This window comes from Bacillus sp. Bwzl_19 (genome assembly GCF_054900515.1).
Window position 1 is genome coordinate 2,347,064 of record NZ_CM142729.1, and the last position, 13,468, is coordinate 2,360,531.

The 13,468-nt window shown below is 48.1% G+C and carries 14 protein-coding genes and 1 other RNA gene; 4 read left to right on the forward strand and 11 right to left on the reverse strand.

Going from position 1 to position 13,468, the window contains the following annotated elements; genetic code table 11:
• Positions 1-8: 8 nt before the first annotated feature.
• The 3 genes from ACW5MY_RS12495 to ACW5MY_RS12505 are packed head-to-tail and all read left to right on the forward strand — an operon-like array spanning position 9 to position 2,219.
• The gene (locus tag ACW5MY_RS12495; RefSeq protein ID WP_013353014.1) at positions 9-836 is read left to right on the forward strand and encodes a transporter substrate-binding domain-containing protein; all 828 of its coding nucleotides are present in this window, start codon (positions 9-11) and stop codon (positions 834-836) included.
• Positions 837-893: 57 nt separating this feature from the next.
• Positions 894-1,544 (forward strand): amino acid ABC transporter permease, encoded by a 651-nt coding sequence (locus tag ACW5MY_RS12500; RefSeq protein WP_061573720.1) that lies wholly within the window; start codon positions 894-896, stop codon positions 1,542-1,544.
• Between the two features lie 18 nt (positions 1,545-1,562).
• Entirely contained in the window at positions 1,563-2,219 is a 657-nt protein-coding gene (locus ACW5MY_RS12505; RefSeq protein WP_013353016.1) for an amino acid ABC transporter permease, read from the forward strand.
• A gap of 33 nt (positions 2,220-2,252) precedes the next feature.
• Here the strand turns inward: ACW5MY_RS12505 and ACW5MY_RS12510 are convergent, their stop codons facing one another.
• The 8 genes from ACW5MY_RS12510 to cymR form a co-directional block, all read right to left on the reverse strand.
• Entirely contained in the window at positions 2,253-2,384 is a 132-nt protein-coding gene (locus tag ACW5MY_RS12510; protein WP_003152741.1) for a YrzQ family protein, read from the reverse strand.
• Positions 2,385-2,405: 21 nt separating this feature from the next.
• A complete protein-coding gene (locus ACW5MY_RS12515; protein ID WP_003152738.1) occupies positions 2,406-2,597 on the reverse strand; it encodes a hypothetical protein in 192 nt (63 codons plus the stop codon).
• A gap of 12 nt (positions 2,598-2,609) precedes the next feature.
• Positions 2,610-3,068, reverse strand: a complete 459-nt coding sequence (locus ACW5MY_RS12520; protein WP_041481661.1) for a PRC-barrel domain-containing protein — start codon at positions 3,066-3,068, stop codon at positions 2,610-2,612.
• A 110-nt stretch (positions 3,069-3,178) separates the two neighbouring features.
• Positions 3,179-5,557 carry an SF1B family DNA helicase RecD2 gene (recD2, locus tag ACW5MY_RS12525; protein WP_013353018.1) on the reverse strand — a complete coding sequence of 793 codons (2,379 nt, stop codon included), beginning with the start codon at positions 5,555-5,557 and terminating at the stop codon, positions 3,179-3,181.
• Positions 5,558-5,575: 18 nt separating this feature from the next.
• Positions 5,576-6,196, reverse strand: coding sequence for a tetratricopeptide repeat protein (locus tag ACW5MY_RS12530; protein WP_088030693.1), 621 nt, complete (start codon positions 6,194-6,196; stop codon positions 5,576-5,578).
• An 87-nt stretch (positions 6,197-6,283) separates the two neighbouring features.
• Positions 6,284-7,399: a tRNA 2-thiouridine(34) synthase MnmA gene (gene mnmA, locus ACW5MY_RS12535; RefSeq protein WP_013353020.1), complete on the reverse strand. Its 1,116-nt coding sequence runs from the start codon at positions 7,397-7,399 to the stop codon at positions 6,284-6,286.
• 36 nt (positions 7,400-7,435) lie between these two features.
• Complete coding sequence (locus ACW5MY_RS12540) at positions 7,436-8,575, reverse strand: cysteine desulfurase family protein (RefSeq protein ID WP_462061614.1); 1,140 nt, start codon at positions 8,573-8,575, stop codon at positions 7,436-7,438.
• An 18-nt stretch (positions 8,576-8,593) separates the two neighbouring features.
• Complete coding sequence (cymR, locus tag ACW5MY_RS12545) at positions 8,594-9,010, reverse strand: cysteine metabolism transcriptional regulator CymR (RefSeq protein ID WP_013353022.1); 417 nt, start codon at positions 9,008-9,010, stop codon at positions 8,594-8,596.
• 194 nt (positions 9,011-9,204) lie between these two features.
• Between cymR and ACW5MY_RS12550 the strand changes: the two genes are divergently transcribed.
• Positions 9,205-10,473, forward strand: coding sequence for a replication-associated recombination protein A (locus tag ACW5MY_RS12550; protein ID WP_013353023.1), 1,269 nt, complete (start codon positions 9,205-9,207; stop codon positions 10,471-10,473).
• Positions 10,474-10,590: 117 nt separating this feature from the next.
• On the opposite strand, the gene ACW5MY_RS12555 is transcribed toward ACW5MY_RS12550, so the two are convergent.
• The 3 genes from ACW5MY_RS12555 to aspS form a co-directional block, all read right to left on the reverse strand.
• On the reverse strand, positions 10,591-11,355 hold the full coding sequence (locus ACW5MY_RS12555; RefSeq protein WP_289393773.1) for a tRNA threonylcarbamoyladenosine dehydratase: 765 nt from the start codon (positions 11,353-11,355) through the stop codon (positions 10,591-10,593).
• A gap of 71 nt (positions 11,356-11,426) precedes the next feature.
• Positions 11,427-11,619, reverse strand: a non-coding RNA gene (ssrS, locus tag ACW5MY_RS12560) — 6S RNA.
• A gap of 62 nt (positions 11,620-11,681) precedes the next feature.
• Positions 11,682-13,460 carry an aspartate--tRNA ligase gene (gene aspS, locus ACW5MY_RS12565; protein ID WP_289393774.1) on the reverse strand — a complete coding sequence of 593 codons (1,779 nt, stop codon included), beginning with the start codon at positions 13,458-13,460 and terminating at the stop codon, positions 11,682-11,684.
• Positions 13,461-13,468: the final 8 nt, after the last annotated feature.

A 13,468-nucleotide genomic window follows, 5' to 3' on the forward strand; every position in this document is an offset into this window, starting at 1 on the left:
GAACGATTATGTCACGCGTAACAAAATGGTTATCTGTCGGTTTGATATCTCTGCTGGCCGTCTTTATGCTGGCCGCCTGCGGAGGGAAAGAAACGTCCGGCGATTCAAAGGGTACGGGAAAAGACACGTTAGCCTCAATTAAAGACAGAGACAAGATTATCTTCGGCGTCAAAACCGATACAAGATTATTCGGACTGAAAAACCCGAGCTCCGGCGATATTGAAGGCTTTGATATTGATATTGCCAAACAGATCGCAAAAGATATTCTGGGGGATGAGAAAAAAGCGGAGTTTAAGGAAGTGACGTCGAAAACGAGAATTCCGATGCTGCAAAACGGAGATATCGATGCCATCACGGCCACAATGACGATAACGGATGAGCGGAAAAAAGAAGTTGATTTCTCAGACGTTTATTTTGAAGCCGGGCAATCCCTGCTCGTCAAAAAAGGAAGCAGTATCAAAAGCACCGAAGACCTCAAAAAAGGTTCAAAAGTGTTGGCGGTAAAAGGCTCCACTTCCTCACAAAACATCAGAGAAAAAGCGCCTGACGCCTCCGTTCTGGAATTTGAAAATTACGCCGAAGCGTTTACTGCACTCAAGGCGGGACAGGGAGATGCGCTCACAACTGATAATGCGATTTTATACGGCATGGCGGATGAAAATAAACAATATCAGCTGACAGGCGGCACATTCACCGATGAGCCTTACGGAATCGCCGTCAAAAAAGGCCAATCCGGACTCGTCAAGGAAATCAACGCTTCTTTGAAAAAAATGAAAGCCGACGGCAGGTACGGCAAAATCTATAAAAAATGGATCAAAGAAGAACCGGCAAAATAGAACGGACCGCGGGGTGGGCAGGTATGCTCATCCCCGTTTTATAAGGAGTGACATGCTATGAACTTTTCAATTTTAACGGAAAACTTCGATATGTACATGGACGGTTTCCTGCACACATTGCTTGCGAGTTTCATCGCGCTGGCAGGCAGCTTCGCGCTGGGCGTTCTGATCGCAGTCATGAGAATCACGGCTTTCAAACCCATCCAATGGATCGGGACTGCGTATGTGGAATTTATCCGGAACATTCCGCTTCTCCTCATCACCTTCGTATTTTATTTCGGACTTCCGAACGCCGGACTGAGACTGGACGGCTTTCAGGCGGGGACGATTGCGCTGACGATATATACTTCCGCTTTTATCGCAGAAGCCATCAGAGCCGGAATTCAGACTGTCTCCAAGGGCCAAATGGAAGCGGCCAGATCGTCAGGCTTCACCTACAGTCAGGCGATGAGATACGTGATTCTCCCTCAGGCCGTTAAAATCGTGATTCCCCCGCTCGGAAACCAATTTCTCAACCTTGTCAAAAACTCATCAATACTCGGAGTCGTGGCGGGACTGGATTTGATGTATCAGGCGGATCTCGTTTCCTCAAGCACTCTCGTCGTGTTTGATGTCTATATCTTTGTCGCGCTTTTTTATTTGATGTTAACTATACCACTCAGCATCGGAGTTCACTATTTGGAAAGACGCCTCGGGAAAAGTTATTAAAAAAGGAGAGTGAAAAACATGGATTTTAGCGGCGCCTATACACCGGGTCATCTGCTGTTTTTATGGAACGGCTTTTTGATCACACTTTATGTTGCGCTCGTTTCCATTATTCTCAGTTTTATTTTCGGGCTTGCAGCAGGCACTTTGCGCTATGCGAAAATCCCCGCCGTCTCAGGCGTTATAGCCGCCATTGTCGAAACCATCCGTAATCTGCCGCTGTTATTAATCATTTTCTTTACGTTTTTTGCCCTCCCGGAAATCGGCATTAAACTGGAAATTACCGCGGCCGCCATCACGGCGCTAACGATTTTTGAATCGGCCATGCTGTCAGAAATCATCAGAAGCGGTTTGCAATCCGTTGAAAAAGGACAGATTGATGCGGCGCGGTCTTCAGGGCTGACATATACGCAGACTCTTTTTCTCGTCGTGATGCCGCAGGCGCTCAGGCGTATGGTCCCTCCGATTGTGAGCCAGTTTATTTCTTTATTAAAGGATACGTCACTTGCGGTCGTAATCGCTCTGCCCGAACTGATTCATAACGCGCAGATTTTAAACGGACAAAGTGCTGACGGAGGGTATTTTTTTCCGATCTTTCTGCTGGCGGCCCTGATGTATTTCGCGGTCAATTACAGTCTGTCTCTTGCAGCCAGACGGCTGGAAGCGAGACAAACGTAAAAAGGATACTTCCGAAGAAGTATCCTTTTTCACTTAAAACATTTTCATGACTCGTCTTCTCATCCGTTTCATACCTTTTTTATTCAGCATATCGGACTGAGAAGCCATACGATACATAACGGCTCCTGCTCCTAAAGCCAATAGAGAGGTCATTGTTCTGCCCATCGCGCGTATCTCCTTTCAACATTAAAAATTGATACTGCGTTCGTCTTCAGAAAACAAATCATCAAGACTGCTTAACGTGCCGTCTTCCTCTACTTGATGTGTCGCAATTTTGCCTTTGGCCACCGTCAGCTCTATGAAGCAGCCCCAGCAATAGTATTGGTTTACGCCGATTTTGCCGATATCTTTACTTTTGCAGTTCGGACATACAAGCACAGACTACACCTCTTATCCGTTCAGGACGATACCGTCTTTCCCCGCTTCAATAAGCGTATCGGCGGCCCGGCGCACTTGGCGTCTGCCTGCCAGATCTGAAAAGAAACCGTCCGTAAGTTCATATGCTACGATTATGCCCTTGTCCAAACAAAAGTATACATCTTCCAGCAAACCGAACATTTCACCATCAGGCGATTTCACCGGCTGCATCTTAATCTGTTCAAAGGTGAAACAGCTCTTCGGCAAAGGCTGCAAATGAGCTTCGGCGGCAGCTACGGCTTCTTGATCCATCTCTTTTATATCACTGGCTTCTAAAAAAAGATGGCGGTTGTGAAACAGGCGTTTCTGCTCCAGCACAAAACCGAGAAACCGGCCGTCAAGAGAGAAACACACATCCGAAATCATCCCGAGGCTGCGCCGGTTGTGTTCGTCATAAACTGTTCGTCCTTCAGCTGCATGGCATGTTCTCAAAGTGTGATCAACCACCTTTTGTTGAACACGTATAGGTTTTGCCGAGAAGCCGGGCGCCATACTTTGAAATGACTTCCACAATAAAACCCGGCGTATGTGCCGGGTTTTATTTACGCTTTTTCTTCCATAAAGTCAAACGGCGTAATGCCTTCCATTCCGATATTCGCATCATATACACTGAACGGCAGTTCTTTTTGCAGAGCGGCCAGTTCTGCATCCATCTCTTCAGTCTGCTCTGTGAGCCTGTTTTTAAGCGACGTCTGTCTGACGGTGGCATCATTGTTTTTGACGCCCCATTCAAGCGCTTCTTCTTCTCCGCAAAGGATCAGAAATTTCTTGGCCCTTGTAATGGCGGTATAAAGGAGATTTCTCCTAAGCATTCGATAGTAGCCTTTGACAACAGGCAGGACGACAATCGGAAATTCACTTCCCTGAGACTTGTGGATGGAACAGCAGTAAGCATGGGTAAACTGGCTGAAATCCTTTTTCGTAAAGGTGATTTCATTGCCGTCAAACGAGACGACGACCATGTCTTCTTTTTCCGTATTTTCTTTGGCATAAAAAATGGACACGATTTCGCCGATATCACCGTTAAACACATTGTTTTCCGGCTGGTTGACAAGCTGCAATATTTTATCGCCCGTCCTGTAGACGACATCTCCGAATTTCAGCTCCCGCCTTTTTTCTTTCGGCGGATTCATGATGTCTTGAAGAAGCATATTCAGCTCGTTAATTCCCGCTTTTCCCCTGTACATCGGCGCAAGCACTTGAATATCTCTGGAGGTATATCCCTTCTTTAACGCGTTTGAAACGACTTGATCGACGACTTCTTTAATCTGTGCAGAATTACAGCGGATAAATGAGCGGTCTTTTGTCGGCGCGGTCAGTCCTTTTGGAAGCAGCCCTTTTTTCATATCATGGGCAAGTTCGACGATGGATGACCCTTCCGCCTGACGGTAAATATCTGTCAGACGCACGGTCGGCAGCACCTCAGAAGCCAAAAGGTCTCTCAGCACCTGCCCCGGCCCCACGGAAGGAAGCTGGTCTTCATCACCCACGACGATGAGCTGGATGTGCTTAGGGAGCGCCTTAAACAAATGGCTGGCGAGCCAAATATCGAGCATACTCGCTTCGTCTATAATGATCAGTTTCCCTTCAATCGGCTGATCTTCATTGTAGGTAAAGCCTTCAGCGCCATTCCAGCCGAGCAGCCTGTGAATCGTAACAGCAGGCAGACCCGTAGATTCGCTCATCCGTTTTGCGGCTCTTCCGGTCGGCGCGGCAAGCAGCACCGGAAACGCCTCGTCTTTTTTATAATCACCGGGATCAAGCGATACGCCGTGGAGTTCACTGTATAATTCCACGATTCCTTTGATAACGGTCGTTTTTCCCGTACCCGGTCCTCCGGTCAGTAAAAGCATCGGCGAAGACAGCGCTTTTTGAATGGCATCCTTTTGACTCGGAGCGTATTGAACTTTCATCCGTTCTTCCAGTTCGCCGAGCGCAAGCAGAAATTCCGATTCAGGAAATTGATCGGCATACTCCGTCTGAGCCGCAATGTCGAGCACGCGTTTTGCGACATTTTGTTCCGCGTAAAACAAAGACGGAAAATAGCAGCGGTCTCCTTCTATGACGATGTCCTTACTCTCTCCGAGGGCGATGATGCCGTCAGCCGCATCCATTTCCGTGACCCGGCCTCCGTCAGCTGACTGATTCAGAAGCGTTTGCGTATTGATAATCAGCTGCTTTGTGTCTATGTACGTATGACCTTCTGAAAGGCAGGTCGATTCAATCGTATATAAGATCGCCGCTTTGATCCGCTCGGGATGGTTCCCTGACAGACCCATTTTTTCGCCCAGCTCGTCGGCTTTTACAAAGCCGATGCCTTCCACGTCCTTTACAAGCTGATAAGGATTCTCCTGAATTTTCTCAAGGGTTTCCGTTTCGTAAGCCTGATAAATTTTCATGGAAAGCTGAGGTCCGAAACCATATTGGTTAAGAGAAATCATAATCTGCTCCAGCCCCTGATGCCGCTGCAGCTCTCCGGCAAGCTTATCCGCTTTCTTTTTGGACATTTTCGGCACATCGTAAAGCACCGACGCATCAGCCAGAATTTTATTCAGCGCGCCGTCTCCAAGCTTTTTGACGATTTCTTCCGCCGTTTTTTTTCCGATTCCTTCAAACAGATCGCTTGATAAATAGTGAATAATCCCTTCTTTTGTGGTCGGAATTTCTTTTTTAAAGTGTTCAGCCTGGAATTGCAGGCCGAACTTGGGGTGTGTGGCGGTTTTTCCGTAAAATGTGTAAGTCTCATCTTCTTGCAGCAGAGGGAAGTAGCCCGTTACGGATACGACCTTGTCTTCGATCGCCTCAGACGTTTCTGCAACCTTGACTTTCAGCACTGTATACAGGTTGGTGTCATTGTGGTAAATGACCGTATGAATGACGCCTTTTACATACGGTTGTTCCTCGATTTTCAGCTGATCCACGAGCCTTCCCTCCTTCCGTTATGATTGGGTGATAAGCTGTTTCGCATGAAGCGCAAGCATATGATCAGGCTGTATGCCGATTGCGCCTTCAAGCATCTCAAGCGCCTTTTCACGATTTTCTTTGTAGGCGTAAGCGACGCCGGCATTATAAAATGCGTCCGCATGGCTTGGATCTTGCTCGATCACCGTCTCAAACTGCGCCAATGCCTCATCCAGCATGTCTTCGTTTGCGAGACACATTCCGAACTGGAACCGCGCTTCCGTATCGTTTTCGTTCAATTCAACGGCCCGCTGTAAATACGGCAGCGCAAGCTTCGGCTGCTCTAATTTAACGAGAACGGTTCCCAGCATATAAAACAAGTCTCCGTTTTCCATACCGGAGCGAAGCGCTTTTTCAAACATATCCTTCGCTTCAGAAAACGATTCCTTCATCACATATACGTTTCCCGCTCCGTAATAAGCGGCTGCCGCTGAATTGTCCAATTCAAGCGCTCTGTTGTAAAAAGCAAGCGCGCGTTCGAGTTCGTTTACAGAAGAAAGCAGGTTCGCAAAGTTGATATACGGCACCGGATCTTGGCCGTTTTCCTCAATCGCTTTCGTAAAAGCCTCTGCCGCTTTTTCAAAATCGCCCTCCTGCATGGCGTCGATTCCGATTTTATTATAATCCATTTTTAACTTCCTTTCGCTAAAAAACCTCAACATGCGAGTTGAGGTTTTTTACATGTGTTATACGTACCACAATTTTGTTCCGTCTTTATAAACGTCATCAATCGTTCCGCCGCCGAGGCACTCTTCTCCGTCATAAAAAACGACGGCTTGTCCCGGCGTTACAGCACGGACCTGCCCGTCAAAAATGATTTCCGCTTCGTCAGCACCCGTCATTTTCACCGTAACTTTGTGATCTTCCTGACGGTAGCGGAATTTCGCCGTGCATGTCATTTCGCCGCCGTCCATCAAACCCGGACGCGTCCAGCTGATATTTGTCGCCGTAATTTTATCAGAATACAGAAGCGGGTTATGGAATCCCTGATCAACATACAGAATGTTTTTTTCAAGATCTTTACCGACGGCGAACCACGGCTCGCCGCTTCCGCCGATTCCAAGACCGTGGCGCTGTCCGATCGTATAATACATCAGTCCGTCATGACGGCCTTTTACTTCCCCGTCCATTGTCATCATATCGCCCGGCTGAGCAGGGAGATATTGGCTGAGAAACGTTTTGAAGTTGCGTTCGCCGATAAAGCAGATTCCCGTGCTGTCTTTTTTCGCCGCTGTCGCAAGTTCTGCTTCTTTGGCAATTTCCCGCACGCGGCTTTTTTGCAGATCACCGATCGGGAACATGACTTTACTGAGCTGTTCCTGATTGAGCTGATTCAGAAAATAAGTCTGATCCTTGTTTTCATCCAGGCCGCGAAGCATGCGCACTGTATCTCCGCTTCGGTCCACGCGGGCGTAATGGCCTGTCGCGAGGTAATCCGCGCCGAGTGATAAAGCATGATCCAAGAAAGCCTTAAACTTAATTTCTTTATTGCACATGACATCCGGATTTGGAGTTCTTCCGGCTTTATATTCATCAAGGAAATATTGAAATACCTTTTCCCAGTATTGCTTTTCAAAATTGACGGCATAATACGGGATTCCGATCTGGTTGCAGACCCGGATGACGTCTTCATAATCTTCCGTCGCCGTGCAAAATCCGTTTTCGTCCGTATCATCCCAGTTTTTCATAAAGATTCCGATTACATCGTAGCCCTGCTCCTTCAGCAGAAGGGCCGCCACGGAAGAGTCCACGCCGCCGGACATGCCGACTACGACTCTTGTATCCTCCGGCCGTTTTTCCATTTGCATTCACTCCATTAAAAACGTAAGTCCGCCGTTTTAAGCAAGCCGTTTGACGACGGCGGCAAGCTTTTCGGCGGCTGTTTCGATTTGTTCCGCCGTATTGCCGAGGCCGAAGCTGAGGCGGATTGACGAGGTCAGCCTGCCGCTCTCACTTCCGAACATGGCCGTAAGAACATGAGACGGAAGAACGGACCCCGCCGTACACGCAGATCCGCTTGAGACGGCAATGCCTTCCATATCAAGATTGACCAGCAGCGATTCCACCGGCACACCGGGAAAGTAAAGGTTTAAAATATGCGGCAGGCAGTTCTCGGCATCTCCGTTCACCTCCGCTGTGACGCCGGCTTTTTCCAGCGTGCTCATGATGATGTTTTTAAACTCCTTAAACATCGCTGTTTTCTCTTCCCGCTCACGGTTTGAAAGAACGACCGCTTCCTTTAAGCCGGCAATGCCCGGTACATTTTCCGTACCCGCGCGCCGCTTTCGTTCCTGCTCGCCCCCGAGAAGAATCGGTGACAGCTTCACCTCTTGATTTACATATAAAAAGCCTGTCCCTTTTGGCCCGTTAAGCTTGTGACCGGAAACAGACAGCATGTCAATTCTGCTTTTTTTCACATCGATCGGTATATAACCGAATGCCTGGACGGCATCTGTGTGAAAATAGGCCTGATGCCCGCTTAACAGCTCTCCGATTTCGTCAATCGGCTGAATGGTTCCGACTTCGTTATTGCCATACATGACGGTAACAAGGATTGTATCATCACGGAGCGCTTCTTTCACCTGATTTGCACTGATCCGTCCTGAAGGGCCCGGGATGAGGTATGTCACCTCAAAACCGTCTTCTTCCAGCTTTTCGCAGGCGTGTAATACGGCATGATGCTCAATAGCGGTCGTGATAATGTGTTTCCCTTCATTCTTCCGGGCGGCAGCCGTGCCGAGAATCGCTAAATTATCAGCCTCCGTGCCGCCGCTTGTGAAAATGATTTCCTGTTCTTTCGCACTGATTTCACGCGCGATGTCCGCTCTCGCTTCGTCGACCCATTTCCGGGACTCTCTTCCGAATAAATGAATGCTTGACGGATTGCCGAAGCTGCCGAAGAAATGAGGCTTCATTTTTTCGAGCACACGCTCATCCATCGGGGAAGTCGCGGCGTGATCTAAATAAATCCGTTCCATTGTCTTTACACCTCTGGTTTAAATATAGAACATATAAGCTTCCTGCTCGCCGTCCGTGTAGCTCGCAAGGTCTTCTAACGTCGTACTGTCCAGCACGTCTTTTACGGCGTCGCGGATGCGGATCCATAACTCCCGCTTGGCAGGCTCTTCATCCTCAAGCACTTCTACCGGGCTGATCGGCCCTTCCAGCACTCTGATAATATCTCCGGCCGTTATCTCTTCAGGCTGGCCGCCGAGCACATAACCGCCGTAAGCGCCTCTGATGCTTTTTACGAGTCCCGCGTTTCTGAGCGGTGATACAAGCTGTTCCAAGTAATGCTCAGAGAGGCTGTTTGTTTGGGCGATGCTTTTGAGCGACGTCGGACCTTCTCCGTGCTTTTTCGCCAATTCAATCATAATGGTGAGCCCGTATCTTCCCTTTGTCGATATTTTCAATATGAACACCCCAGTCAATTCTAATTGTTAATTTATACAAGTAAATGGATATGAATAATCAGTTTAGTATCTTATAGACCAACTGTTATTATAACATAACTTATCCTAATTTTCATTGAAACACGGGGCCCGCCGCAATTCGCTTTTCTAATCGGCCGTTTTCCGTTACCCTGTATATGTAAGGAGAGATGTTCATGAAACCATTGGCGTATCGGATGCGGCCTGCCAATATCGAAGACATTATCGGCCAGGAACATTTGGTCAAAGAAGATAAAATCATCGGCAGAATGGTGCGCGCAAAGCACCTATCATCCATGATCCTGTACGGACCGCCAGGCATCGGAAAAACGTCCATCGCCACAGCGATCGCAGGATCGACAAGCATCGCATTCAGAAAATTGAATGCCGTCATTCATAATAAAAAAGACATGGAAATTGTCGTACAGGAAGCGAAAATGTCAGGTCAGGTCATCTTAATACTTGATGAAGTGCACAGGCTTGATAAGGGGAAGCAGGATTTTCTCCTGCCCTATTTAGAAAACGGCATGATTATTTTAATCGGCGCGACGACCGCCAATCCTTATCATGCCATTAACCCGGCCATCAGAAGCCGTACCCAGATATTCGAACTCGAACCGTTAACACCGGATCTGATCAAGCAGGCATTGAGAAGAGCGCTCACAGATGAACACCGGGGACTCGGTTCCTACAGCGTTTCGGTGGACGACGAAGCGATGGATCATTTCGCGCAAGGGTGTGGAGGAGACGTCCGTTCCGCTTTGAACGCACTGGAGCTTGCCGTGCTTTCCACAAAGGAATCAAGTGACGGCACGATCCGCATTACGCGGGAAACAGCGGAAGAATGTCTGCAGAAAAAAAGCTATACCCATGATAAAGACGGAGATGCGCATTATGACGTCTTATCCGCATTCCAAAAATCAATCCGCGGCTCAGACGCAAACGCCGCACTTCATTATTTAGCCCGACTGATCGAAGCCGGCGATCTTGAAAGCATTTCAAGAAGACTTCTCGTAATCGCCTATGAAGATATCGGCCTTGCAAGCCCGCAGGCAGGCCCCCGGGTGCTGAGCGCGATTCAGACCGCAGAGCGGATCGGCTTTCCCGAAGCGAGAATTCCGCTGGCGAATGCGGTAATCGAATTATGCCTTTCGCCAAAATCAAACTCCGCCATCTCAGCCGTTGATGAAGCGCTCAAAGATATCAGATCGGGTAAAATCGGCGATGTGCCGAAACATTTAAAAGACGCCCACTATAAAGGAGCCCAAGAGCTCGGACGCGGAATCGGCTATCAATATCCTCACGATTTCGAAAACGGATGGGTCGAACAGCAATATTTGCCTGAACCGTTAAAAAACAAACAATACTATAAACCGAAACAAACGGGGAAATTTGAAGCCGCCATAAAGCAAGTGTATGAAAAACTGCTGAAACAGAAAAAATAATCGGACAAGGACACCCAATGTGTTCTTGTCTTTTTTTTATACCGGCCGGCCATTCGTGTGAACGGCGGCTTTATTCAAATAAAAAACAGCCTTTCCTGAAGAAGGCTGTTTTTCTTTTTATTTATCTTTGACCCGTTTAATGTCAATATCCTTTAAGAGCTCCATAATGACATGTCCGCCCATAATCAGACCGGCCACTGACGGAACCCAGGCGTTGGAAGACGGCGGCATTTGCGCTTTGCGGATTTTCGCTTCGTCATTCCCGACTTCTTTTCTGACATCTTCACGGATGACGATCGGGCTTTCATCAGAAAAAATGACCTGAACGCCTTTTTTAATGCCCTCTTTGCGAAGCCTAGTACGGACGACTTTGGCAATCGGATCAGTATGGGTTTTTGAAATATCAGCAATCTGAAAGCGTGTCGGGTCTGTTTTATTCGCCGCTCCCATGCTTGAAATCAGCGGCACATTCCGTTTCAGACATTCTTTCATCAGATGAATTTTATAATGTATCGTATCCGACGCGTCAATGACGTAATCGAGCGGATACTCAAAGAACTGCTCATACGTCTCTTCCGTATAAAACATTTTCAAGGCGACGACGTCACAATCCGGATTTATATCTGCGATCCGCGCTTTCATCAAGTTCGTTTTCGGCTGCCCCACCGTTGACAAGAGAGCATGCAGCTGGCGGTTTACGTTTGTAATGTCAACATCATCTTTATCGACAAGCACGATCCGTCCCACTCCGGACCTCGCCAATGCTTCGGCTGCGAATGAACCGACTCCGCCGACGCCGAGAACGGCCACCGTGCTGTTTTTTAACGTGTCCAGCCCTTCTTTTCCAATCGCTAGCTCATTTCTGGAAAACTGATGTAACAAGAACCTCACTCCACATTCTGGTTTTATAAACTCGGCTTGTCAAAAAGCCGCTGGTTTTAACGCACAAAAAATAAAGTCCCAATTGTGCCGTTGCAGCTTTCCTTCGTTTTGAACCCGCTCTCAGCAGGTGGGTGCCCTTTTTTAAACTTTGTAAGTCCCCTTTACCGAATGAAAAGAGGCATGTACGCCATTTAAAAATACGGGCTCCCAAATCAAAAAAATGTTCGGTCAAAACTAGGTGTACAACTAACACATCAGGACTTTATTTAACTTGTCAAAATCATATCACAGCAGTTTTTGATTTTCAAGAAACAAACTGCTGATCTTTACTGTTTCACTTTTCTTTTGACAGAAAGGTGAAGTTCTTCAAGCTGGGCGTCGCTCACTTCGCCGGGCGCTTCCGTAAGAAGACAGCTTGCGCTTGCCGTTTTCGGGAAAGCGATCGTATCTCTTAAGTTTGTGCGGCCCGCAAGAAGCATAACCAAACGGTCTAAGCCGAGCGCAATTCCGCCGTGCGGAGGAGCGCCGTATTCAAAAGCTTCGAGAAGGTATCCAAACTCCTCCTCCGCTTCTTCTTTTGTAAAGCCGAGAAGCCCGAACATTTTTTCCTGAACGTCTTTCTCAAAAATACGGATTGAGCCTCCGCCGAGTTCATAGCCGTTTAAGACAAGGTCGTAAGCCTGCGCTTTCATATCCTCAGGCGCCGTTTCAATCAGGTCAAGATCTTCACGGACAGGCATTGTAAACGGATGGTGAGCCGCATAGAAACGGCCTTCTTCCTCGTCATGCTCCAGTAACGGCCAGTCCACAACCCACAGGAAGTTGAAGAGGCTTTCGTCAATCAGGCCGCGTTCTTTACCGAGCTTTAAGCGAAGCGCGCCGAGGGATTGGGCCACAACCTCAAACTTATCAGCGCCGAACAGGAGCAGGTCGCCTTCAGAAGCATCAAGCACTTCTGCCAGTTTTGCCTGCTTCTCATTATCAAAGAATTTCGCGATCGGACCTTTTACGCCGTCAGCTTCAACTTTGACCCAAGCGAGACCTTTCGCGCCGTAATTTCCGGCAAAAACGCCGAGCGCATCAATATCTTTTCTGGAGTAGTCGCCGGCAGCGCCTTTGACATTGATCGCTTTTACAACACCGCCGTTGGCAACGGCTGATGAGAACACTTTAAACTCAGTATCTTTCACAATGTCTGATACGTCCGTCAGCAGCATGCCGAAGCGTGTGTCAGGCTTGTCGGAGCCGTAGCTGTTCATCGCTTCTTCATATGTCATTCGCGGAAGCGGCAGCGATACTTCGACGCCTTTTGTTTCGAGCATGACTTTCGCCATCATCTTTTCGGCCAGAGCCATGATGTCTTCTTGACTCATAAAGGACATTTCGATATCGATCTGCGTAAATTCCGGCTGGCGGTCGGCACGCAGGTCTTCATCGCGGAAACAGCGGGCCACTTGATAATACCGTTCAAAGCCCGACACCATCAGAAGCTGTTTAAAAATCTGCGGCGATTGCGGAAGAGCGTAAAATTCCCCTTCATGCACCCGGCTCGGCACTAAGTAATCACGGGCGCCTTCCGGAGAGCTTTTCGTTAAAATCGGTGTTTCAATATCAAGAAATCCGTTTTCATCCAAGAAATGGCGGATGGATTTTGTGACTTGATGGCGCATTTGCAATGTTTGAAACATCGCCGGGCGGCGCAAATCCAAATAGCGGTGTTTTAACCGGACGTCTTCAGAAACGTCAGCCGCTTGGTCACTGATCGGAAACGGCGGCGTTTTCGCCGTGCTGAGCACCGTCACTGCTTCAGCTTTGATTTCAATTTTACCGGTTTTCAGGTTGGGATTCACCGTGCCTTCTTCACGGGCAGAAACCGTGCCTTCAATATCAAGCACATATTCATTTCTGATTGCTTCTGCCGCGGCAAGGGCTTCTTTCGAGACGTCAGGATTGAACACGACTTGCACAATACCCGAACGGTCGCGCAAATCAATAAAAATCAAGCCGCCGAGATCGCGCCGTTTCTGCACCCATCCTTTCAGTTTGACGGTTTCGCCAATCGCTTTTTCAGTTATTTCGCCACAATAATAGGTTCTTCCAAACATAGCGTTCC